Below are 23,929 nucleotides of genomic sequence, written 5' to 3' on the forward strand. Positions count from 1 at the left end.
ATATCGGCAGGAATCGCCGGTCTGAGAGGGACGTATGGGTGACAGTTTTCAGAATGAAGTGCCGACAGCACGCGTTAATATTAAGTTAGATTTACATACCGGAGGCGTGCAAAAAAAGGTTGAATTGCCGTTAAAACTTTTGACCGTGGGGGATTTCAGTAATGGTAGAGAACAACGACCATTATCGGAGCGCGAAAAGGTTGATATTAATAAGAATAATTTTAATGATGTGTTAGCTAAGTTCTCACCAGTGGTTAATTTGAGTGTTAAAAATACGTTGGCTGGTGATGACAGAAAGGACGATATTAACCTTACTTTTAAAAATATCCGCGATTTCGAACCCGAACAGGTCGCAAGAAATATCCCACAATTACGCGTTTTGTTAGCTATGCGTAACTTACTGCGTGACCTGAAATCTAACTTACTCGATAACGCCGCTTTTCGTCGCGAGCTGGAAATCATCCTTAAAGATCCGGACTTGAGTCAGGAATTGCGTGATGAACTGGCAACGATGATGCCGGAAGAGATTTAAGGCTATACAGGGTTTCCTCCGCTAAATCGGCAGGAATAGTAAAGGATCATAAAAGGAATATGTTGATGTCTGTTCAGGAACATACCTCTTCAGTCGCGACCACCACGACCAGTGAACGTAGCGTTTATCAATCCCTCTTTGACAAAATTAATCTTGCCCCGGTTTCGACATTAAAAAACGTCGATGCGTGGCAGAGCGATGAAGCGCTATCTGATGCCGCTCCGGCTGAACGCGTGACCGCTGCGATTCAGGTTCTGGTCTCATGTCTGGCGGATGCTGCGCAGCCCCTGGAACGTCTGGATAAAACGCTGCTCGATGAGCAGATTGCTCGCCTGGATAAGCAAATTAGCGACCAGGTTAATGAAGTTATGCACCATGCTGAATTTCAAAAACAAGAATCGCTCTGGCGTGGTTTGCATTCGATGATCACCGGCATCGATTTTCGCCGAAATGTCCGTGTAGAAATGATGGATATCAGCAAGGATGCGCTGCGTGATGATTTTGATGACGCGCCGGAGCTTATCCAGAGTGGGTTATACCGCCATGTTTATATTGAAGAATATGATCAACCAGGCGGCGAACCCATTGCGGCAATGATTTCAGCGTACGAATTTGATAACAGTCCGCAGGATATTGCACTGCTGCGCAATATTTCTGGCGTGTCGGCTGCTTGCCATATGCCGTTTATTGGTGCCGTGGGGCCGAAATTCTTCCTGAAAGAAAATATGGAAGAAGTCGCGGCCATAAAAGACATCAATGATTATTTCGAACGTGCTGAATACATCAAGTGGAAAGCATTTCGTGATAGCGATGATTCACGCTACATCGGGCTGACTATGCCGCGTGTGCTGGGTCGCCTGCCGTATGGCCCAGATACGGTGCCGGTACGCAGTTTTAACTATGTTGAAGAAGTTAAGGGGCCGGATCACGAAAAATATTTGTGGACCAGTGCCTCTTTCTCTTTCGCTGTGAACATGGTGAAAAGTTTTATCAAGAATGGCTGGTGCGTCCAGATCCGTGGGCCACAGGCGGGCGGCGCGGTTAAAGATTTGCCTATCCATTTGTACGATTTAGGTACAGGTAATCAGGTGAAAATCCCGTCTGAGGTAATGATTCCGGAAACCCGCGAGTTTGAATTCGCCAACCTCGGTTTTATTCCGCTTTCTTATTATAAGAATCGTGATTACGCCTGCTTCTTCTCTGCTAACTCGGCTCAAAAACCTGCACAGTTTGATACTCCGGAAGCGACGGCTAACAGTCGGATTAACTCACGTCTGCCGTATATCTTCCTGCTTTCTCGTATCGCTCACTACCTGAAAATCCTGCAGCGAGAAAACATTGGCACGACTAAAGATCGCCGTCTGCTTGAGCTTGAACTTAACAACTGGCTGCGCAGTCTGGTAACCGAAATGACCGATCCTGGCGATGATTTACAGGCATCACACCCGCTGCGTGATGGGCGTGTCGTGGTGGAGGACATTGAGGATAACCCCGGTTTCTTCCGCGTGCGCCTGTACGCTATTCCGCATTTCCAGGTTGAAGGTATGGACGTCAGTCTGTCGTTAGTTTCACAAATGCCTAAGTCGAAATCTTAACGACGCAGCGCACAGGAGGTGCGATGAAGATCTATCGTCCGTTATGGAGCGAGGGGGCCTTTCTGGCTCCCCAGCAGTTTCAGCAACAGACTCGTTGGGATGCCTATGTCGCTGACGTTGTGGCTCACATGTCACTTTCATCACCGTGGGGCGTCATCAGCGCGGAGTTTGACGAAAGTGCGCTAACGGTTTCCCGTTTGAATCCCGTTAATCTGGTGGTGCGCTTCCCTGACGGTACGTTAGTGGATACAGGTATTTCAGATAACCTGCCTCCGGCGTGTGATTTATCGCACCTTACTGGTTACAACAGCGTTGATATCGTGCTGGCATTGCCGCTGCTTTCGGCTAATGGCGGTAACCTTTCATCAGGCAACGGCGTTAGCCGCCCGTGTCGCTGGCAGCAGGAATGGCTGCCAGTGCAGGATCTCGCAGGCCAGGAGCAGACTGATATGGCGGTGCTGCGGCATGCTATTACCCTCCGGTATGCCCACGACGATAACAGCGCTTATCTCACCTGTCCGGTAGCTTGCCTTATTCGTAATGCTCAGGGGCAATGGGAATTAGGGCACGATTTTTTACCACCCTCGCTTTCACTCTCAGCGAGCCCCTCATTAATCAATTCGCTCGGTGATTTGGTACACCGTATCCAGGCCCGTTGCCGCCGTCTGATGGCCTTGCGCCGTGAAAGTAATGAACGAATGGCGGATTTTGCGGTAGCAGACGTTTCATTGTTTTGGCTGCTGAATGCGCTTAATAGCTCGGAGCCTGTTCTGAAAGAAATGCTGCAAAACCCAGGTCGTCACCCAGAGCTTTTGTGGCGGGAGTTGGCGCGGTTAGCCGGCAGCCTGCTGACCTTTTCATTAGAAAATGATGTCAGCGTTGTACCTCCATACCAGCACGCAAATCCGCAGCAGGTATTCCCGCCACTGTTTGCACTGCTGGTGGAACTACTGGAAGCCAGCCTGCCATCTCGCGTTGTCGCGATTGAACTGACGCAGGAGCGACAGTTCTGGTATGGCGCTCTGTCGGATGCACGGCTGCGTGAAGGCGCTGATTTTTATCTTTCCGTTCGTTCGCCTCTTCCTGCGCATGTCCTCCTGACGCAGTTTCCACAGCTGTGTAAAGCAGGAAGTCGGGCTGATGTGTCAGATGTCGTCAATGTGGCACTCAGCGGCATTCCATTAAAACCGCTGACGCATGTACCCGCCGCTATCCCACTACGACTGGAAAATCAATATTTTGCTCTTGAGATTAATCATCCAGCCGCCCAGTCCATGCTGGACGCCGGTAATTGCGCTTTCTATGTGCCGGGAACGTTGGGAGAGATTCAACTTGAGCTCTTTGCAGTATTAAGGGATTGAAATAAATGAATAAGGATATTGATCAGGTGTTCTGGCCAACCTGGCTTGCTGTAAGCCAATTACGCGATGGGCCGGAAGTTGACGATGGGGCTGCTTTCTATCGCCAGGCCTGCCAATGGATTGATTCTGCACGTGAGGCCTTGCGTGATATGGGATACAGCGAACACAGCGTTGAGCACATGCTCTATACGCAATGTGCATTACTGGATGAAAGCGTGTTGAACCGCAACCGTCAGGATAGCGGTTATATCACCTGGCTTGCGACACCTTTACAGGCCCGCTATTTCAACACCACCAATGCCGGGGAAGAACTTTGGGAGCGTATTCGCACCGTTCTGCGCGAGCCCGTTCCTGATACCGCCGTATTAACCTGCTTTTATCGCGCAATCACGCTCGGATTTGTGGGGCGCTATCGTGAGCAAGGTGACGAACGTCGCGAAGATGTTCTTGAGGCGCTGGCGACTCAGGCGATGCCTTTTAAATTAAAGCACGATGCGCCGGTAATTATGCGGGCTTCCGGCTTCTCTGGCGGTAAGCGCCGCTGGTGGCTGGCATGGCTTGTCGGCGCGCTGGCGTTAGGTGCTTTATGGCTCACATTTTCTCATGTCTTACAAGGGCAGATTGCTCAGCTTATTGGGCAGGGTTAAGACATGGCTCAGTTGCGAGGGATCGTGAACTATGTACTGGCGACCGTGCTGGCTTTGTTGCTGGTCTGGGGATTCAGTCCGTTAAGTGCAGGTGTTCGCAGTGGTCTTACCGTCTTTATTTTACTGCTTTCCATTCCTGGAATCGTTTATGGCTGGCGCCAGTATGGTCGGCTGACGTCTGCTCATGACGTTCCGCTCCCTCCAGAGAGTTTCAGTGGGCCTGTTGTGCTGGTATGTGGCGATACTGCCCCCTTGTTTGCCGGACGTGGCGATTCCTGCGAGAGTTCACAGGGCTGGTATTTATCTGTTCAATCCCCAGAGCATTATAGTGCTCTGGTTCGTCAGATAGCTGTGCAGCGTCCGGGGCTTCTTATGCGTGTCTCCGTGATGCTGGCGTTAATCCCGGAACGGCATAATGATGAAGATGCGCTTAAGCACATGCTGCTCAGTTGGCGGCGGGTGGTGACCCAGAGTCGGCGTTGGTTATCTGGTATACCGCCATTTTGGCTGTGTTGTTGGCTGAATTCTCCTCAATGCAATGAGACTGTACGTTGGTTTATTCGCACCCCTCAGGATGCTGAAGTGCAGTCGGCCACAGGATTAGATGATTGTGTTCCTTTCTCATCGCAAGAGCACTCTGCTCGCCATTCTCATCTTACACATGCGGTGTGGTTAGATACTTTACTGGGTTGGCTGAAGAAGGTGCAAGGCGACGCCGAGCGCCATGTTCCGCCGCTTTTCTCTGCTTTACGGGTTGTGTGTTTCACCTCATTAGCGGTCTGTGAAAATAATCTGTGGCAACGGCATATCACCGATCGGACAACGATTTCTCCTGCGGTTTCTGCAGCGTCCGAACTGCTGCCTTTTCCTGATTTAGCATTGCCTTTTTTATCCCGCCGCCGGGCGCTGACAGCATTTCAACGAACGGTGGGTATAAGTGGTCTGCTATGCGGCATTTTTGTCGGACTGGCGATGGCATGCAGCTTTATCAATAACCAGCATCTCATCAGGATCACAAACGATCATCTGACGCTATACCGCCATCTTAGCGGCAATCCTGTCGAGCCAAAGATTCAGGCTCAGGATCAACTTCGTCGGGATGCGCAGCGGCTTGATCGCTGGTATCAGCGCGGCGAACCCCTTTCTCTTTCAATGGGATTGTACCAGGGGATGAGATTGATCCCACCTTTGCAGGCCGCAATCAGCGACTGGTTGCCACCTGAAAAACCAAAAGCGATCTCCCCGCAAACCGTGCGTCTCAACAGCATGTCGCTGTTTGATACGGGCAAATGGGCGCTAAAAGCGGGTTCAACAAAAGTACTCATTCGAGCTTTGGTCAATATCAAAGCCAGACCCGGTTGGCTGATAGTCATCGCCGGGCATACCGATGATGTGGGTGACGATAAATCTAATCAACAGCTCTCTCTCAAACGTGCGGAATCTGTTCGCGACTGGATGCGTGATACCGGTGACGTCGCAGAGAGCTGCTTTGCCGTTCAGGGTTACGGTGAATCACGTCCCTACAAAACCAACGATACGCCGGAGGGTCGGGCTGCCAACCGCCGTGTAGAGATCAGTCTGGTACCGCAGGCTGATGCCTGTCGGGTACCGGGAATGAAGGAACCGTCACCGGAAGGCGGTGACGCATTAGCGAAGTAAAAATGGAGAAAAAGTTATGGCAATTCCAGTCTACCTTTGGCTGAAAGACGACGGCGGTGCGGATATCAAAGGCTCTGTTGACGTGAAAGACCGTGTGGGCAGTATCGAAGTAGTGGCTCAGGAACATAACCTGTACATCCCTACCGATAACAACACCGGTAAGTTGACCGGGACGCGTATCCATACCCCATTCCTTTTCACGAAGGAAATCGATGCCTCCAGCCCGTATCTGTATAAGGCTGTAACGACCGGTCAGACCCTGCGCCAGGCAGAGTTCAAATGGTATCGCATTAATGATGCGGGTCAGGAAGTGGAATACTTCAACACCACTCTGCACAACGTGAAAGTGGTGAAAGTAAACCCTGTGATGTACGACATCAAGGATCCGGCTAAAGAGAAGCACAACCACCTGGAGCAGATTGAACTGCGCTACGAGAAGATCGTCTGGACGTATAAGGATGGCAACATTATCCATTCTGACGCCTGGAACGAGCGTACCACCGCGTAATGCACTAACGGATGAGGATTTCCTCATCCGTTTTTTTATGCCCTCTGCTGAGCGTCCGGAGTGGGGGTTAAGCAGAGAGTATCAACGTCACTTATTACCTTATGGGCATTGGATTACGGCCACGGGCGGTAGCATGCCTGAATACAGGGAGTCAGGAACCAAATGGAACACCAGTCAGCAGTGTTATTACGTCGTCTCAACCCCTATTGCGCTCAGGCGCTTGAAGCGGCGGCATCGTTATGCCAGACGCGCGCGCATGCAGAAATCACGCCTGAACACTGGTTACTGAAGTTGCTTGAGCAGGGGGAGGGCGATATTACCGTCATCGCTCGTCGCTATGAATGGGATATCGACAATCTCTGGCAGTCGCTGCTGGCGCATCTGGATGTTCAGCCTCGTTCCGTGAAAAGCCGCCCGCAGTTGTCTGATGCGCTTCTTTCTTTAATGCAACAAGCGTGGCTATGCGCCGCAACGGATGAAAATTCGCAGATACGGGGTGTGCACTTGCTGATGGCGCTGGTAGGCAAGCCGTCATTGCTGAAGTGCGATGGCCTGTGGCCTCTTCTGAGCGCAGGACATACTCAACTGGAACGCCTCCTGCCGCTATTAAATGTCCAGTCTGATGAGCGGCCGGAAAGACAGCAAGAAGCCGCTCTGGCGCAGGTTTCCTTTGATGATGAACCGCGTCCTGGACCGGCTGAATCGATGTTGTCGCCAGCATTACAAGGCGTGCTCGATAAATTTACGCAGGACGTTACCGCGAAAGCGCATGCCGGCGGTATCGACCCGGTATTTGGTCGCGATAATGAAATTCGTCAAATGGTGGATGTGCTGTCCCGTCGGCGAAAAAACAATCCCATTCTGGTTGGGGAACCCGGCGTCGGCAAGACCGCTCTGGTGGAGGGGCTGGCGCTGCGTATTGCGGAAGGTAACGTGCCGGATAGCCTGAAAGCGGTGACGTTACGCACGCTGGATCTTGGGCTGCTTCAAGCGGGGGCTGGAGTGAAAGGTGAGTTTGAGCAGCGGTTGAAAAATATCATTGATGCCGTTCAACAATCACCAATACCGATTTTGCTCTTTATCGATGAAGCACACACCATCATTGGGGCCGGTAATCAGGCGGGAGGCGCAGACGCAGCCAACCTGCTAAAACCCGCTCTGGCCAGAGGAGAATTACGAACCATTGCGGCGACCACATGGAGCGAATATAAACAGTATTTTGAGCGTGATGCTGCGCTAGAGCGGCGTTTTCAGATGGTGAAAGTGGATGAGCCGGATGATGATACTGCCTGTTTAATGCTGCGCGGTCTGAAATCACGCTATGCGGAACACCATGGCGTTCACATCACCGACGACGCGGTTAAAACCGCCGTTACGCTCTCTCGCCGCTATCTTACTGGGCGGCAATTACCCGACAAAGCCGTCGACCTGCTGGACACCGCAGGTGCAAGAGTGCGGATGAGCCTTGATACCGTTCCGGAACCACTGACGCGTTTGAAGTCGGAGATAACTGCGCTTGAAATTGAAAAGCAGGCGTTGCTTGCCGATCTCGCGCTAGGAAATGGTCAGCATGGTGAAAGGTTGGCGAGCATTGAACAGCATGAAAATCGTCTGCTTGTCGAGTTAGATGAACGCGAAACCCAGTACGGTCAGGAATTAGCGCTCACTGAGCAACTGCTGGCCAGCCGCCGTGATATTTCCCGTCAGGCGGAGACGGTTGAATTGCAGCAGCAGCTTAGTGTGCTTCAGCAGGGTCATCCTTTACTGTTTCCGGATGTAGACGCGCGCACTGTCGCAACGGTGATCGCCGACTGGACTGGTGTACCATTATCTTCATTAATGAAGGACTCCCAGACAGACTTGCTGACGCTTGAAACTCAGATGGGAAAACGCGTTGTCGGGCAGGATTATGCGCTGAATGCCATCGCGCAACGACTGCGCGCATCGAAAACGGGTCTTACGCCGGAAAACGGCCCGCAGGGTGTGTTTCTGCTTACCGGACCAAGCGGTACCGGGAAAACGGAGACGGCGCTGGCGCTGGCCGACATTCTGTTTGGCGGTGAAAAATCGATGATCACCATTAATCTGTCTGAATATCAGGAGCCGCACACCGTGAGCCAGCTCAAGGGCTCGCCTCCGGGATATGTGGGTTATGGTCAGGGAGGGATCCTGACCGAAGCCGTGCGAAAGCGCCCCTATAGCGTGGTACTGCTGGATGAAGTAGAAAAAGCGCACCGGGACGTCATGAACCTGTTTTATCAGGTATTTGACCGTGGTTTCATGCGCGATGGCGAAGGCCGTGAAATTGATTTTCGCAATACCGTTATTTTGATGACCTCCAATCTTGGCGGCGATGCCGTGATGCAGCTGCTGGAAGAACAGCCGGAAGCGGCAGAGCCCGATCTGCATGAACTACTGCGCCCGCTTTTGCGCGACCATTTTCAGCCGGCGCTGCTGGCACGTTTCCAGACCATTATCTATCACCCGCTCAGTGAACCAGCGCTGCGCACCATTGTACAAATGAAGCTGGAGCAGGTCAGCCAGCGTCTATTACGCCACTACGGCATCACCACGACGATATCCGAGAACCTTTTTGATGCCCTGACCGCCGCTTGCCTGCTACCGGATACGGGGGCGAGGAATATTGACAGCCTGCTGAATCAACAAATCTTGCCAGTGCTCAGCCAGCAGTTGTTAACGTATCTTTCCCGGCAGCAAAAGCCTCTGCAACTTACTTTAAGTTGGCGTGATGAAGAGGGAATTGAACTGATATTTGATAGCAAGTGAAAAATAAAACCCAGTGAAAAGACTAGCGCTGGGTTTTATTTTGTATCGGGATATGCGTTGCGCTAAAGGACTAAATATGGATGGTGCTAAAGATCTTGCAAAAGATATGCTCGAAGCTATTAATGTTGATGATTCTGGATTTATTGCTGCTTTGGTAAAAGGGCTTATATCATTTCCTGTTAGTATGGGGTATTTGGCCTATGATTTTATGGACACAGAACATCGCAGAGCGAATGAAGATGACAAATACAGGTTTGCCAGACTTATTAATAAGGTGGGATTTAATAAGGAGCTGGTAGATCAGGTTGTTGGAGTTTTTATTGATGATTTTTCTTCTCGACTGGATGTTGCTTTAATGGCAGAAAAAATAGCTGGAAATAGTGCTGGAAGGATGATTTTCTCAGAGCTAACTGGCGTTAAAATTGGGGCTGTTATTTCTAATCGGCTAGTCACGGCATTTTTTTCAGGTGCTGCTATAGGCTCGCTTCTTACGCTGGGAGCGGAAGTATCCAGAGCAATCTATACATCTCGCTATCTGGCTGCAAGGAGTCCAGGTCATTATCAAAAATTGAAAGATATGGGGGACCTGGATCTGCTTTATTTTCTGATAGAAGATCTTGTTTCACCTTTTGAAAAAGCAATTGAATTTCACAATGCAAATTTAGTTTTTTTTAATGAGGTTTGCCAATGTTTTCTGGACGGCTTGGGAAGTTTAGAGAAATAGCCAGATATTTAATGTATTATTTTTCATATCTGGCTGGTAATATCTTATGTATGTTTGGTATTGCCTTTTCTATTTGGTTCTTCTTTATTTCTGACGATGGATTTAGATATTTATGGGGCGCAGGAGGTTTTTTATTGATTGTTTTTGGGTATTTTATGATGAAATTTGGCTGGCCTCACGTACGTAGTAATTGGGATGATTATCTGTGATTTTTATTTAATGGAAAACTGTTTTATTCAGTTTTTATTATGGTTTATAAACGCGTAATTATAGTTTATTAAACGGAGTTAACGCTATGAATATGGAAATAGCATCAGGGCCCACGCTTAACCGCTACAGTTTATCGGTTTCTTCATGCCCGCATGAACTGGATGTGGAACGTTTTGAGGGGCTGGAGCAGTTAAGCGTCCGTTACCATTATTCAGTCCGTTTTACCTGCAGCGCTTCAGAGCTGACTGCCGGTATGTTCCTGAACCAACCGGCTTTGCTGACCATGAAAGGCGGGGAATTACTGCATGCCCTGCCCGTGAAATTCGTCCACGGCGTGGTGACCCATTTCCGGCGTCTGACGGGGTCGCGCGACCAGGTCAGCCATGAAATCATCATTGAGCCTTATCTCTCCCTGCTGGGTAAACAGTTCCGCACGCACCGCTTCTTCATAAACAAATCGGTCCCGGAAGTGGTGAGTGAAATCCTGCAGGAGCACGCCCTGCATGGCTGGGAGTATGAATTCACGCTGACACAGAGTTATCCGAAGCGTGAGCAGATAAATCAGTACCAGGAGAGCGACCTGGCGTTTATTGAGCGTCTGCTGGCGGAAGTGGGGATATTTTACTTCTTCACGCTGCAGCCGGACACCCGGACGGAAGTGGTGCATTTTGCAGACCAGCAGAGCGCCTATGAGTTTGATAAACGGCTGGCGCTGAACAGCCCGTCAGGAATGAGCGACAGCGGGGCGGACTCCGTCTGGGGACTGAACATTCTGCACCAGGTGGCACCGGCGGGAGTGACGACAAAAGACTATAACCACCGCGAAGCGCAGAAGGTGCTGCAGTCGGCGAGGGCGGATATCACCGGCGGCGAAGGCGAGGAAATGCGCTATGGCGAGGTGTATCACTACAAACCGCGCCATCTTGAAACCGGGGATGCATTCGATCCGGCGGCGGAAACCGGGAACTTCTGGGCGCGACTGGACCACGAGCGTTTTCTGGCGGAGCAGACGCTGATAACGGGTTTCAGCACGGATGCGGGGTTACGTCCGGGACAGGTGTTGACGATAACGGACAACAGCGTGCCGTCGACGCTGCCGGGCGTGCTGCAGCAGCCGGTGGTGGTCATCCGGGCCGGGTTCAGCGGCAGCAGGAAGGATGCGCTGAGGGTAACGCTGGCGGCGGTGCCGTACAGTGAGACGCAGTGCTGGCGTCCGGCGCTGAAGGCAAGACCGAAGGTTAGCGGCACGCTGACGGCACGGGTCAGCAGCCCGAAGAGCGGGGATATCTACGCGCATCAGACGGCGGAGGGGCTGTACCGGGTGAAGTTCGATGCAGACCAGGACAGCAAACAGCAGGGTTACGAGAGCATGCTGCTGCGCCTGGCCAAACCCTACGGCGGCGACACCTACGGGATTCACTTCCCGCTGATACAGGGCACAGAAGTGGCGGTGGCGTTCCATGAAGGTGACCCGGACCGGCCCTATATAGCCCACGCGCTGCACGACTCCCGGCATCCTGACCACGTGACACAGGCAAACCACACCCGCAACGTCATTCGCACACCCGCGAACAACAAGCTGCGCATGGAAGACAAACGGGGCGAGGAGCACGTCAAGCTCAGCACCGAGTACGGCGGCAAGACGCAGCTGAACCTGGGGCATAATGTGGATGCACAGCGTGCGCTGCGGGGCGAGGGGTTTGAACTGCGTACAGACCAATGGGGAGCTATTCGGGCTGGGAAAGGGATCTTTATCAGTGCCGATCGCCAGGAATTAGCTGGAGGTTTGCAGTTAGATATGCATGAAGCAGTAGCTAACTTACAAGCTGCGCTTCAGGATGCGAAAGGTATTCACTCTGCGGCAGAAAAAGCGAAAGCAGAACTGGCTGATATCGAGAGGCAAAAAGCATTGTTAATGGAGTCTATGACAGACCTCAAGAAACGGGCTTTACTTTTTTCTGCTCCTGCTGGCATTGCGCAGGTGACTCCTGCCAGCATCCAACTCTCATCAGGTGAGAATGTCATTGTAACCTCCGGAGCGGACACGGATGTCAGTGTCGCTAAAAAATTCCGCCTTGGTGTGAAAGAAACAATAAGTCTTTTCGCTCAGTGGATGGGAATTAAAATTTTCGCCAGCAAAGGAAAAGTGGAAATTCAGGCGCAGGGAGATGCAATGGATCTGCTGGCAAAGAAAACGTTGAGTATAGCCAGTAAGGATGAGCAGGTGATCATTACCGCAGCGACAGAGTTAGTACTCAGTTGTGGTGGCGCGTATATCAGGCTTAAAGATGGTGAAATAGAAGTAGGGGCGCCTGGTAATGTACGCGTAAAGAGCATTGGGATTCAGAAAATGGCTCCTGCAACATTAAATGCCAGCATAGAATTACCGGATCCTTGCGCCACAGCTATTGATGCTGCTGGTGGTACGCAAAGCCCTACAGTGACGCTGGGTTGATGGAGGACCAATAATGAAGGAATCATTAATAACTTATGATTACTCCTTACAGGCAATGCAAAAACAAGGGGGTTATATTGGTGAGCAAATATTTAATTCTTTTAGAACGTTAAATAGAAATTGCATTTTAATGATTGATACTGCAATTATAAGGTTGAGAAATAAAGAATCATCATTCTATAATGAAATAACAAATAGAGATGTTGTAAGGGTACCTGTTGCTACTCGTTATCTATCATCTGAATTTGAACCTTGTTTGGTTTCACTGGATTTATCCTTACCTGAGGATTGTAAGTTACTACAAGAAAGCATTATGCAATCTCTGCAAGAGATCGAACCTAATGAAATACTGCTGGGTAAGGGCAGGATGGTATGTGGTTGGCTTTCTTGCGAAGAAAACATTGTAAATCTCGCAGATTATCTGGGAAAGGTGGCAATCCAGCAGCATGATGGAAAAGATGTTTTGCTTCGGTATTATGACCCGGCAATTATGATCTCTCTTTTATCTATTCTGGATGACTGGCAACAACGACGTTTGTTAGGGCCAATTGAAGTGTGGAGTTTTATTGATGGCGATGGTCAGTTTATCAATAAAATAAATCAGTCTGAGAATCAACTGCGACTTTCATATACGTTATCGCTGAGCTCTGACAATTGGCGTGATATAAATTTTGCAGGGATAAAAAATAGAGTTATCTGTAATTATCGTCTGGCTAATTTGAGTCGTGAACGGTTTTCAGAGCCCGCGGTATTTAAGCTATTGAAGCAGTCACTTAAAAGAGCTGTATTGTATACTTTTTCTGATCAAGAAGATCTTATCAAGTGGGGCGAGTGTTCAATTAATGTTGCTCCGGAGTTTTATAACCATGGATTTATTAAAAACTTGCTTGAAATAAATAGCTTAAGTGAGAGGGGAAAATTTACTCAAATCATATCTCATATCACAGAACAACAATGGAATGAAATTCGAGCAAACATTAATTAAGCAATTTACAGTTCGAATATGTGGGAGAACAGGGATGATAAATCATAAATGTGACTGTATGTCACAGGGACCGGCATTACTACCTGTACGCTATGCGGTGGTTCCTGAATATATTAAAGAACCATTGCCGGCGTGGGCAAAACCTGGAATATCAGCTTACCCGGCGGAAAACGAAAACTACCACTATGCGCTACGCGCGATGCGCAGGGGCTATATCTATATCTACTATCCGTACCAGACGGACTGGGAAGCGTGGTCGGTGTGTGATGACGGCAGTTTGTGGAAACAGCTGTCGGCGAAAAATGTTCTGGAGAAATCAGAGCCGGACTGTCGGCAGGGAACGTACAGTGATGGCGGAAAGGATTTTCTGACGCTGCCTTATGAAGTCCTGGAGAATGATATCTGGATAGCATTCACGCAGTGTCCCTGGACGGAAAAAACGCTGGAGCGTTACGCGGGCGATGCAGGGCAACGGCAGAGCAGAATGCAGTGTCTGAGTTCATCGAACTGGACGGCGCCCCAGGCTTCACAGCAAATAACAGAGGCAACCACAGCAAATCTCGCCAGGGTTCTGGATTACATCCCGGCGCAGGGCAGCCAGCTGAGTCCGGCAATGCGGTTACCATATGGCACCCATACTAAAATCCGCGTCAGCCAGTGTGTGAGTGAACGCTATGCGATAGTCAAAGAGCCGGGGCCGCAGGAGACATTGTACCCGTGGAAGAGCGGAGTGGCCGGAAACACAATCCGGCAGATGAAGGAACGGGGTGTGAAGCCAGACGGTACCCCCGTTACACCGTTGCTGATGGCGCTGCATGATTCAGCAGGGATAACGCATGAGCTGACGGGATGGACGAATGATGTCCTGGCGATGGCGAAGATATTTGGTGAAGAACGCGCCCTGGAGTTCTGTACCCAGAGTCTAATTAACGGAGTTAAGGAGATTGTTAACAAAAGCTCGGAACAGAATGTTGCAGCCCAACTTGCTGAATTACCGCAGGAAACATATATTTCTCCACCGGCAATGGATTATTCTTATGATATGTATGTCCAGAATGAGAAATCTAAAGGTACAGACCCGAAGGATATACTAACTCGCGAAGAATTCGAAAAGCAGGTAAAGGGAAAACAAAACGAAGTTTATAAGAAACAACAGGTAGCTAATGATTGGTCTAAATATGCCCGAATGATCAATCAGAGTAAATGGGACTCTTTTAATCAATGTTGTGCTGATCTAACACCAAAAATTGATAAACAGCTCGCTAAGCTGATTAGCTATCGCTGTGGATGGTTACAGGCTTCGTTATTTATAACAATATTACAGGATTTTTTTTCTAACGATCCTGTTGATAATGCGAACTATCGTGAAATTGCTGCCTTCGCAATGGCTGGTCTTGGTGAGTCGCCATCAGGTATAAAATTGCTGGATGACTGGATAGACGCATATACTACGAAAAGTGAAGCTAATCTCGTCTGGAGAACACATTTTTATAATAATCCAGAGATCATGGCAGATGTGGAGCCGTTATTGGCTAGTTTGCACCAGTGTAGTATTTCTCCGGTTTCTGAAAATGATGTGCTCTACTTTTTTGAGAAGAATGGCGCTAAACTTAATAAAATATTTAAAGGTTTTGAAAAGGCAACGAGTGAAATTTCAAAACCACTGGCTGGCAATGTCGTATTCTCGAAAAGAGTGCTGTATCAAATGGACCAGCACATGGCAACCGTAGGGGCCAGGTTTTTTTCCGTATCACGGATTGGACCTGTTCTCAATACCATGAATGACCTTATTGTTCGAACCCTTTTCTCGCTATCTTCCGGAAAGTCAGAGTTAGAAACCAAAACATTGTTCAGCAAATATTTTGGTTGGGCCACGGAACGCAGGGCTTACATTGCCGGCACTGTTTTTTACAGCCCGCAAAGAGCCATCCGGGCCGATCTTCTCCGGGGGGCGAGTAAGAAATATGCCGCACTTGAAAAAGCGTATGCCAATTATCTTAGCCAGCCTGCGGGATCTTCTGGTTATGCGGTGACCAGTATTAGGATTTTTGTTTTATTTTTCAATGTGGTCGAACTGTATAACCAACTCGATAACTTTAACAATCAACCTGCTGACTACGCGAAGGTAATCAGCGCAATATCGGCAACGGCGAGCGGGGTAATTGATATTGCGACCCCTGCGACGGAGGTCATTCTTAAAGAGAAAAATAGCCTCCACTACATGAAAATGTTTGGCGCAGGATGCTCGTTGATAAGTGCGGGCCTTTCGCTGGGGTTAGATATTTCAACATTATTGAATAAAGTTAATTTACCGAATTCCAGTAAAAAATGGGCATTTACCGGCTTATATTCAGTCAAGACTCTTAGTGATGTTGCCATTATTGCCAAAGCGGAAGGAAAATTGATGACGGTGCTGATTGAACGCTTTGGCTGGAAGACTCCTGAAGGGGAATTAGCCGTATGGCTGGGGAGGGCAGCTGCGCCTCAATTAACAAAATTAGGCGTCGAATGGGTGGGGCTGTTGGCCTCGTGGGAGGTGGCTCTGTTATTGATGGTCGCAGAATATATTTTGACGGAATATTATTCACGTGATGCGTTACAGTCGTGGATTGAGAATGGCTTGTTTGGTGATGATTGTTCGATTGATATCGACAGTTATTCGCCGGAAAGAATCAATATATTTATTGATGAGACCCGAAATTCACTGCAAGAAAGCTTACGTCAATTATCTTCAGGTAAAAAACCACAACGTGGGAAACCAATAATTTACTGGCCATTTATTATCTATGATGAGCCGGAAGTCCCTGTTGTGGTTTAATTGTGGAGCAGCGAAATACTATGACAGAAGATGACGAACTGTTTGCCGATATGCCCCGGGCCTATATCCGGGGACTGGAGAAGGGAAAAGGGTATGTGGAAGAAAACTATCTCCGGGAGCGCAGAGAGTGGATAAAATTAAGACAAACCATTGCGTACTATGAATCGGACGGCAAGAAGAAGCATAAAAAACGGCTGGCAGAACTGTACCGTGAAGAAAAGCAGCGGGCAAAAGCGCTGGCCGATATGCCACCGGACCCGGTACTGCCTCCGCCAGCCCCGCTGATAAAGGTCAGTGGCGTGGTGACAAACTACCACCAGCGCTGCCTGACGCACTATTTTGACACCAAAGCCTATCCGCAGACGTGGGAATATTTCAGCAGGCAGGATGAGAACATGGCGTCTGCCGCGATGGTGCTGGCCTCGACGGGGTCAGCAGCAACGGCACAGGGCATGGTGGCGAGCAATGAAGACAGGGTTCCTTCATCGGCGTGGTACGTCACGGGCGAAATCAACGGCCGGTCCTTTTCAGGGTGGCTGGGCGCGCCCTATTGCCGGGAAGGTGAGGAAGTGGAACTGATTGCCGCGCCAGTGGGAGAGGAGTACCTGGTATATGCCCTTGTCCGGCCGCATGCGCGTTCGCTGACCATGCCACCGTGGTGTTACCAGGGAATACGACGGGCGCGAATAGACGCGATGAAAGTCCCCATTTCGGTCGTTATTCTTCTGGCTATTCTGCTGCTGGTAGTGGGATTGTATAAAGAAGATTGGGTTCTTAGTGAAGGATTACGGCAAGTGATAACGATATTTTTGGTTACGGGAACCTTTCTGTATATCTTCCCCGCAATATGGACGATCTGGCGACGGCATCCCTTTCCGAAAGAACAGCTGACGGAGGAGATATTGACTGTTGCTGGCTGGGAAAATGTGACCAATATTGATTTGCGGAGATTAAAGCGCAGAAGAATTAAAGAATTTAAAAAGAAGGGAAAATCTGTTCGAGTAATGACATCAGGATGGTGGTTTTATTACTATTAGACGATTTTTTTGTAGGTTAAATTTCAAAGCTAATATTTTTAACAGATAAGGTGTTATTATCTGATCTTTATCTAATCATATAGATATGTTTGGTAAGTGTTTTTATTTTTTTTTTTTTTTTTTTTTGAAAAAAAACATATCTGGATAGTTATATTCTTTTATAGCGAGGATTTATGTTTCTAGGCTTAGTCAGACTCAATGATCCATTAAGTAGTGGTGGCAAAGTAATTTCTGTTTCGTCAACGATGATTATCGATGGTTTAGGCGTCGCATTGCTTGGTGATACTGTTATATGTCCAATTCCATTTCATGGCGTAAATAAGATAATCCAGGGGTCTACAGAATGGATCTCAGATGGAAAACCAGTAGCTGTGCATAAATGCATGTGTCAATGCGGTTGCTATGTTATTTCAACACTTCCCTGTACGGGGATCTGGTAAGTTAAAATGAGTTGGAATATTCCTGATAAAAAGGCAATGCAACCTGTACCTTCTATTAGGTGGGGGCGAGATAGTGGTGTTTTTTTCTCATTGTTAATAACTGTTGTTCTGCTATTTGGTTTGTTTTATTATATTACTCATAATAGTAATTCAATATATTGTGCTTTTGTAATATCGTTAATTTTTTCTTTGTTATTTATTATATACATAGGGCTTCGATTATTTCAGCTCGGCGTGTCTCTTGAAAAAAATGAAATGATATCAACGGAAAGTTCTAATATTGATTATGAGTGGTCTGAATGGGCGTCTGGTTATATAAGTATTGTAGATTACAGCTATCTCTTTCCTGAAGAATCACAGATACCCAATTTACGTGAAGGAAGTGAGTTCAATGCCATTGGAACCAGGGCATTACATTTTCCAGAATCGATTGATTATACTATTTTATTCCATGAGTTATTAGTTCCAATGAGAGCTAGATTAATTGATATTACTTCTAAAAAAGGTTTGGTTATTAATTTTATTGTTGGTCAGATGTATGGGACTTCGGCATGGCAGTCTTTTTTATTGGCCTGGAAACGACTTGGGCTTTCTGATGACATAATTAATAACAGTGAAATTATCTTGCACGATTATGTATTAAATATTAATGAATGGCTAAGTGTTACGGAGGATAAATTCAGATTAATTATTGTAGGAGAAAAATCAAAAGAAATCAAAGATAATCACCATGGAACGGGCGATGGTTTGTGTGCTTTTCTTTTTGCTCCGACTGTTTTAGTTAATCAAAATAATATTTCTGAGAAGGCACGATTGTACAGGTCTATTTCTACAGATGAAAATCATCTGATCAAAGATCTTAACGATTTGATTTTTTATCAGGCCAGAACCGGGATGATCAACAATTTATTGATAGGAAAACATAGTGATAAAAAAGATGTAGCTAAGGCAGCAATTCTTCTTAACGAACATAATAACAATCTTGAACAGTATTACGCTGAGTTATATATCGGCATTCAGGGAGAGTTTGATATCTGGATGATGTTGATGTTTTCTTTATTAAATGGAAAAAACGTGAGTGCTGTTGATATAATATTTTCAGAGTCGAATGGTAGGATTATATTATCGAGGGTTAAAAAAATTAGAAGTCAGGAATAGATATATGCAAAAGTCCAGTTTGCTGCGGTTGCTTGGTTTGTTATGTATTTTGGTTGTTGTTGGTTTAACATGTTACGTAGTGCTTTTTTACTACGGAGAGTATTTGGGGGTGAGCACCCAAGCAACAAGAGTAATAGCTGTTATAACCGTTTTATTAGCACTGTGCTATATTTTCAAAATATGGCAAATGAATGCTTTGAAATCAACACTAATGTCGTATACCTCATTAGTTAAATATAAATCTATTTTTTATTTTTTTTTGCCATGGAAGTCAGCTTCTAAATCAAATGTTGGAAATAATACGGCGCCTGCATTGGATAATAATATATTCATTAACTTCTGCTCTACACTTAAAGATAATTACGGCCATTGCTGGCGCGCCAAAACCCGTATTCTGCTGGTGATGGGGGATGTCATTCAGGTTGAGCTACTGGTACCAAAACTCACCTCTCTGCGCTGGGTTGAAGGGGATGGCGTGGTGTTAATCTGGGGAGGTACGCTCACTGAACCGCCAGATGTTTCGTTGTTTGATGCGATACGCAAGCTGCATCGGCGCCCGCTGGATGGGATTGTATGGGTAACCCCCACTTTTCAGCACCAGGATTCATTGGTTCAATCGGCACCTGTTGTCTCTTTAACCGCAGAACAAATAGATAATGCTGCCCGCCATCTTCAGGCTGTTTTTACCACGCTTCGCTGGCGAGTGCCGTTATACCTTTGGTCGCTGCATGGCGCACAATCCGTTCTGAATGCCGCGATGGCCCAGTCTGCGACGTGTTTATTCCCTGCTGGATGTACAACGGCGTTATGTCGTTCGCAGCTGGCCGCGCTGGTCATGCAGTTGGCGGAACAGGGTTCGCAGCAGGTTACGCGCAATATCCACAGTAACTTCTTACTGAAAATGGCGAATGCGCTCACGCAAAACGCAGAAGCCATCAGCGACGCGTTAGCCACTTTTTTCAGCCTGCATCGGCCTCTGCCGCTGGCGGCGGTCATCTTGAGTCAGCATGTGGAAAGTACTTCACCGCGCGTGGCGCATGCCTGGGCGCGTGATGAGCGCTGGCGCGCGCTGCTTGATTCGCTCCCTGCGTTACCTGCTGAGCTAAAGGCACAGCGCACAGGCCGTTCAGGGATGCGAGTGCTGGCAGTCGGTACCGCTGGTTTGATGCTGCTATGGGGCGCGGGAATGGTGATATCTTTCCTGGCGAATCGCAATCTGATCGGCGAAAGTCTGGATCAGGCGAGACTGGCAGGTGGTGCGGATGAACCGCTCGCCGAGCGTCTTACGGCGCTGTCCGCGCTTCAGCAAACCCCAGGCATGCTTCGCTGGCGTCAGCTGAATGGGGCGCCGTGGTACTACCGCTTCGGCTTAAGCCAAAATGATGCTCTGTTGGATGCGCTATTGCCACGTTATACGCGTATCGCTATTCCGCTCCTGCGTGATGAAGCCGCGCAACATCTCACTCAGGAATTAACGGCGTTAACCCGACTGGCTCCAGACAGTCCGCAGTTTGTCGCTCGGGCAAAGATCGCCTACAACCAGCTGAAAATGTATCTGATGCTCTCCCGGCCTGAGCAGATGGATGCATCATTTTTTAGTCAGGCGCTGATGCAAGACTGGCCGGAGAGAGCGGGTATTTCGCGCGCATCATGGCAGGGCGTTGGGCCTGGGCTTTGGCAGTTCTGGGGCGAAAACCTTCAGGCGCATCCTGAATGGAAAATAACAGCGGATAAAAATCTTATTAACCAGGTGCGAACGCTGTTAATTCGTCAGATGGGGATCCGCAATGGCGAAGCCGCTCTGTATCAGAAAATCATTGAACAGGTAACGCCGCATTACACCGATCTTCGTCTGGAAGACATGACCGGCGATACCCGGGCAGATCACGTATTTTATACCCGGAATTCGGTTGCTGGGGTGTATACCCGCAAAGCCTGGGAAGAGGAGGTTTTGCCCGCCATAGAGAAAATCGTAAACAACCGCCGGGAAGAAATGGATCAGGTACTGGGAGATGATACGCATTCTGCAAGCGACCCTCTCTCTCCACAGGCCTTAAAGGCGCGTCTTAGCGAGCGTTACTTCACGGATTTTGCCGACAGCTGGCTGGATTTTCTCAACAGTATTCGCTGGCAGCGCACCCAAACGCTGAGTGATGCCATCGATCAGCTCACGTTGATTGCAGATATCCGTCAGTCTCCTCTGGTTGCGCTAATGAATACGCTCGCCGTTCAGGGACGCACAGGGTTAACCGGAGAAGCGCTGTCGGACTCACTGGTGAAGTCGGCAAAGGATCTGTTTAACACCAAAGAAAATCAGACGATTGACCAGCATGCGCGGGAAGAAGGCCCTATGGCGAGTACCTTCTCGCCAATCCTGGCATTGATGGATGAACAATCGGGCGGGCAGGATATCAGCCATCTGAGTTTGCAAACCTACCTGACCCGGGTAACGCAGGTCAGGCTGAAACTCCAGCAGATTACTAACGCTGCCGATCCACAAGGCATGAGTCAGGCCCTGGCGCAAACGGTGTTTCAGGGCAAAACCGTCGATCTCACCACCACGCGTGACTATGGCAATCTGGTAGCGGCAAGCTTAGGCCAGGCATGGAGTGGATTTGGTCAAAGTATGTTTGTTCAGCCGCTGGAGCAGTCATGGCAGCAGGTGTTGCAACCAACCGCGACGGGCCTGAATGCGCAATGGAAGGCGCTGATTGTGAATGACTGGAACAGCGCATTCGGCGGACGTTATCCGTTTCGCGATGTCGGTAGCGAGGCTTCTCTGCCGCTGCTGGCGCAATATCTGCGAAGCGATAATGGCCGGATCCCGCATTTTCTCGAAAGTCATTTAAGCGGCGTATTGCATAAACAGGGAAGTCACTGGGTTGCCGACACTGTGAATGCGCAGGGGCTGGAGTTTAATCCGGCGTTCCTTAAGGCGATGGACCAGCTCAGTCAGATTGCGGATGTCGCATTTATTCGTGGAGAAGCTGGGATGCGTTTTGAACTGCGCCCTGGAACGGCGCGGGATGTGATGCAAACCGATCTCGTACTGGATGGGCAAAAACTCACCTACGTTAATCAGATGCCAACCTGGAAAAACCTTGTCTGGCCAGCCGATACGTCAGCGTCAGGGGCCACCCTAAGCTGGGTGAGTACGAATACGGGAACCCGAATCTACTCAGATAACCCCGGCACCTGGGGCTGGATAAGACTGCTTGAGAAAGCGGAGATCAGCGATAACGCCGGCGTGAGCAGCGGTTTTAACCTGCGCTGGACTGCGCAGGATGGATTGCCGCTGAACTACACCCTGCGAACGGAGGCCGGTGAAGGCCCGCTCGCGTTACTGAAACTCCGCGATTTCGAACTACCAGAAACCATTTTTGTTGTCAGCCAGTCCCCCTCTGAGGAAGAAGAATGAGCGCTCTGCAACGTCTACTGGCCGCCAGCACGGCTTCGCCAGATGAACAACAGCAGCTGATGGAACAGGCGCAAACGCAAACTGCGCTATGGCAAAACTGGTTATTGCCCGTTTCCGCAGCCAACCCGGGCGGGGAAGATCCCGGCTATGACGATGATTTTCAGCGCATGCGAGAGGAGGTGAATAAACTTTCTGGCGCACAAACGGATCTCATCGTTGAGCTTGCGGAAAAACTGCTGATCCACACCTGTAAGGATGTCCGTGTTGTCACCTACTACACTTGGGCGCGTTTGCATCAGGATGGCGAGCCCGGCCTGGCGGATGGTCTGATTTTGCTGGCTGGCCTGATGCAGCAGTATGGCAATTCTCTCCATCCCCTAAGGGCCAATAGCCATAAGGCCGCCCTTGAATGGCTGGCCGGCGGGCGGATGCTGGATAGTCTGGCACGTTTCCCCGAAGTTTCACGGCCTGACGCACAGCGGATCGCCGGTGCGCTGATGCTGCTGGAGCAACAGTTTAGTCAGCGAGAGGAGAGTATTCGTCCCGGGCTTGGGGCGCTGTATAGCGCGCTGGAGAATCGTCTGGCACAGTCTGGCTGCGCTCAGGCGCTGGTTCCACAAAATGTCAGTCCGCAAGCCGGTCGGTACAGCGCAGAAACTCCCGTTCTAAAAAGTATTGCCTCTGGTCGTGAGCTGCTGGAGCAGGCACGGGTGCTGGCGAAATACCTGAGCGATCAGCCGGACGGCTGGCTGGCGGCGCATCATTTGATGAAAAGCGTGCGGCTCGATACGGTCAGCCAGCTTCCACCGCCAGATGGCGCTGGGCGTACACGTCTGATACCACCTAAAAGTGATTACCGCGCTCAGCTCAAGCGTCTGTATTTGCAGCAAAGCTGGACTGAGCTGATTGAGCTAACTGACAGCTTATTTGTTGAGGGGGTAAATCATTTCTGGCTGGACGTGCAGTGGTATCTTCATCAGGCGTTAACCAGGGCGGGATCGCCATGGGATAAACATGCCGCCATTATCATCAGCGATCTGAAAATGTTGTTGCATCGGATGCCGGGTCTGGAAACGCTGGCATTTAATGACGGAACGCCCTTTGCCGATGACGTCACGCGTGAATGGATTGCCCGTGACGTGTTGCAGGAAAGCGACTGGCAGGCCGATAAAATCGCGGCGGCTACCGTCGGGAAGGATGACGATATCCTGCTGCTTGAAAGCGAGGCCCTGACGCTGGCGGACAGCGAAGGCGTTGAAGCAGCGCTCGCCTGGCTTCAGGCACGCCCTGGTATTATTTCACGTCGACAGCGTTGGTTACGCCAGCTGTTGATGGCCCGTCTGACGGAACAGTGTGGGCGCAACGATCTCGCGCTGCATTTGCTTGGTGAATTGAATACCACAGCGCACTCTCTCACTCTCAAACAATGGGAGCCTGAACTGCTGTTTGAAGTTAAAGCGCGGCGGCTAAAGCTTCTGCGTTTGAAAGCCAATCGCAGTGAAAGCGACAAAGCGCGTCTGGCGTCAGAGATGGAGTCACTGTTGTCTGGGCTGGTCGCCATTGATCCCGCCAGAGCCGCCGTTTTATGCGGCTAA

16 protein-coding genes are annotated in these 23,929 nt (G+C 49.3%); all 16 read left to right on the forward strand.

The genetic code is table 11. From position 1 onward, the window contains the following. Positions 1 to 34 precede the first annotated feature (34 nt). The 16 genes from tssB to tssA all read left to right on the forward strand — a co-directional run bounded on the left by tssB (position 35) and on the right by tssA (position 23,929). The gene (tssB, locus tag GFB57_RS08335; RefSeq protein ID WP_003024448.1) at positions 35 to 532 is read left to right on the forward strand and encodes a type VI secretion system contractile sheath small subunit; all 498 of its coding nucleotides are present in this window, start codon (positions 35 to 37) and stop codon (positions 530 to 532) included. A gap of 65 nt (positions 533 to 597) precedes the next feature. Beyond that, positions 598 to 2,127, forward strand: a complete 1,530-nt coding sequence (gene tssC / locus GFB57_RS08340) for a type VI secretion system contractile sheath large subunit (RefSeq protein WP_003024445.1) — start codon at positions 598 to 600, stop codon at positions 2,125 to 2,127. Positions 2,128 to 2,150: 23 nt separating this feature from the next. After that, positions 2,151 to 3,488, forward strand: a complete 1,338-nt coding sequence (gene tssK / locus GFB57_RS08345) for a type VI secretion system baseplate subunit TssK (protein WP_003024443.1) — start codon at positions 2,151 to 2,153, stop codon at positions 3,486 to 3,488. 5 nt (positions 3,489 to 3,493) lie between these two features. Continuing rightward, positions 3,494 to 4,135, forward strand: a complete 642-nt coding sequence (tssL, locus tag GFB57_RS08350) for a type VI secretion system protein TssL, short form (protein ID WP_003024441.1) — start codon at positions 3,494 to 3,496, stop codon at positions 4,133 to 4,135. A 3-nt stretch (positions 4,136 to 4,138) separates the two neighbouring features. Then, on the forward strand, positions 4,139 to 5,794 hold the full coding sequence (locus GFB57_RS08355) for an OmpA family protein (RefSeq protein ID WP_003024439.1): 1,656 nt from the start codon (positions 4,139 to 4,141) through the stop codon (positions 5,792 to 5,794). Between the two features lie 16 nt (positions 5,795 to 5,810). Next, positions 5,811 to 6,302, forward strand: coding sequence for a type VI secretion system tube protein TssD (gene tssD, locus GFB57_RS08360; RefSeq protein WP_003024437.1), 492 nt, complete (start codon positions 5,811 to 5,813; stop codon positions 6,300 to 6,302). A 162-nt stretch (positions 6,303 to 6,464) separates the two neighbouring features. Beyond that, positions 6,465 to 9,089: a type VI secretion system ATPase TssH gene (gene tssH / locus GFB57_RS08365; RefSeq protein ID WP_003024435.1), complete on the forward strand. Its 2,625-nt coding sequence runs from the start codon at positions 6,465 to 6,467 to the stop codon at positions 9,087 to 9,089. Between the two features lie 76 nt (positions 9,090 to 9,165). After that, complete coding sequence (locus tag GFB57_RS08370) at positions 9,166 to 9,813, forward strand: hypothetical protein (protein WP_003024432.1); 648 nt, start codon at positions 9,166 to 9,168, stop codon at positions 9,811 to 9,813. Between the two features lie 295 nt (positions 9,814 to 10,108). Beyond that, on the forward strand, positions 10,109 to 12,478 hold the full coding sequence (gene vgrG, locus GFB57_RS08375) for a type VI secretion system Vgr family protein (protein ID WP_003024428.1): 2,370 nt from the start codon (positions 10,109 to 10,111) through the stop codon (positions 12,476 to 12,478). 13 nt (positions 12,479 to 12,491) lie between these two features. Then, positions 12,492 to 13,463, forward strand: coding sequence for a DUF4123 domain-containing protein (locus tag GFB57_RS08380; protein WP_003024426.1), 972 nt, complete (start codon positions 12,492 to 12,494; stop codon positions 13,461 to 13,463). A gap of 58 nt (positions 13,464 to 13,521) precedes the next feature. Next, a complete protein-coding gene (locus tag GFB57_RS08385) occupies positions 13,522 to 16,281 on the forward strand; it encodes a T6SS effector BTH_I2691 family protein (RefSeq protein ID WP_230472379.1) in 2,760 nt (919 codons plus the stop codon). Between the two features lie 20 nt (positions 16,282 to 16,301). After that, entirely contained in the window at positions 16,302 to 17,318 is a 1,017-nt protein-coding gene (locus GFB57_RS08390) for a putative type VI secretion system effector (RefSeq protein ID WP_003024422.1), read from the forward strand. A gap of 173 nt (positions 17,319 to 17,491) precedes the next feature. Further along, positions 17,492 to 17,758, forward strand: a complete 267-nt coding sequence (locus GFB57_RS08395) for a PAAR domain-containing protein (RefSeq protein ID WP_008321243.1) — start codon at positions 17,492 to 17,494, stop codon at positions 17,756 to 17,758. Between the two features lie 6 nt (positions 17,759 to 17,764). After that, a complete protein-coding gene (locus GFB57_RS08400; RefSeq protein ID WP_008321245.1) occupies positions 17,765 to 18,916 on the forward strand; it encodes a hypothetical protein in 1,152 nt (383 codons plus the stop codon). A 313-nt stretch (positions 18,917 to 19,229) separates the two neighbouring features. After that, entirely contained in the window at positions 19,230 to 22,334 is a 3,105-nt protein-coding gene (locus tag GFB57_RS08405; RefSeq protein ID WP_230472385.1) for an ImcF-related family protein, read from the forward strand. Then, on the forward strand, positions 22,331 to 23,929 hold the full coding sequence (gene tssA / locus GFB57_RS08410) for a type VI secretion system protein TssA (protein ID WP_003027152.1): 1,599 nt from the start codon (positions 22,331 to 22,333) through the stop codon (positions 23,927 to 23,929). Before GFB57_RS08405 ends, tssA begins: the two co-directional genes overlap by 4 nt.

Source organism: Citrobacter sp. S39 (assembly GCF_009495675.1).
Taxonomy (GTDB): domain Bacteria; phylum Pseudomonadota; class Gammaproteobacteria; order Enterobacterales; family Enterobacteriaceae; genus Citrobacter; species Citrobacter freundii.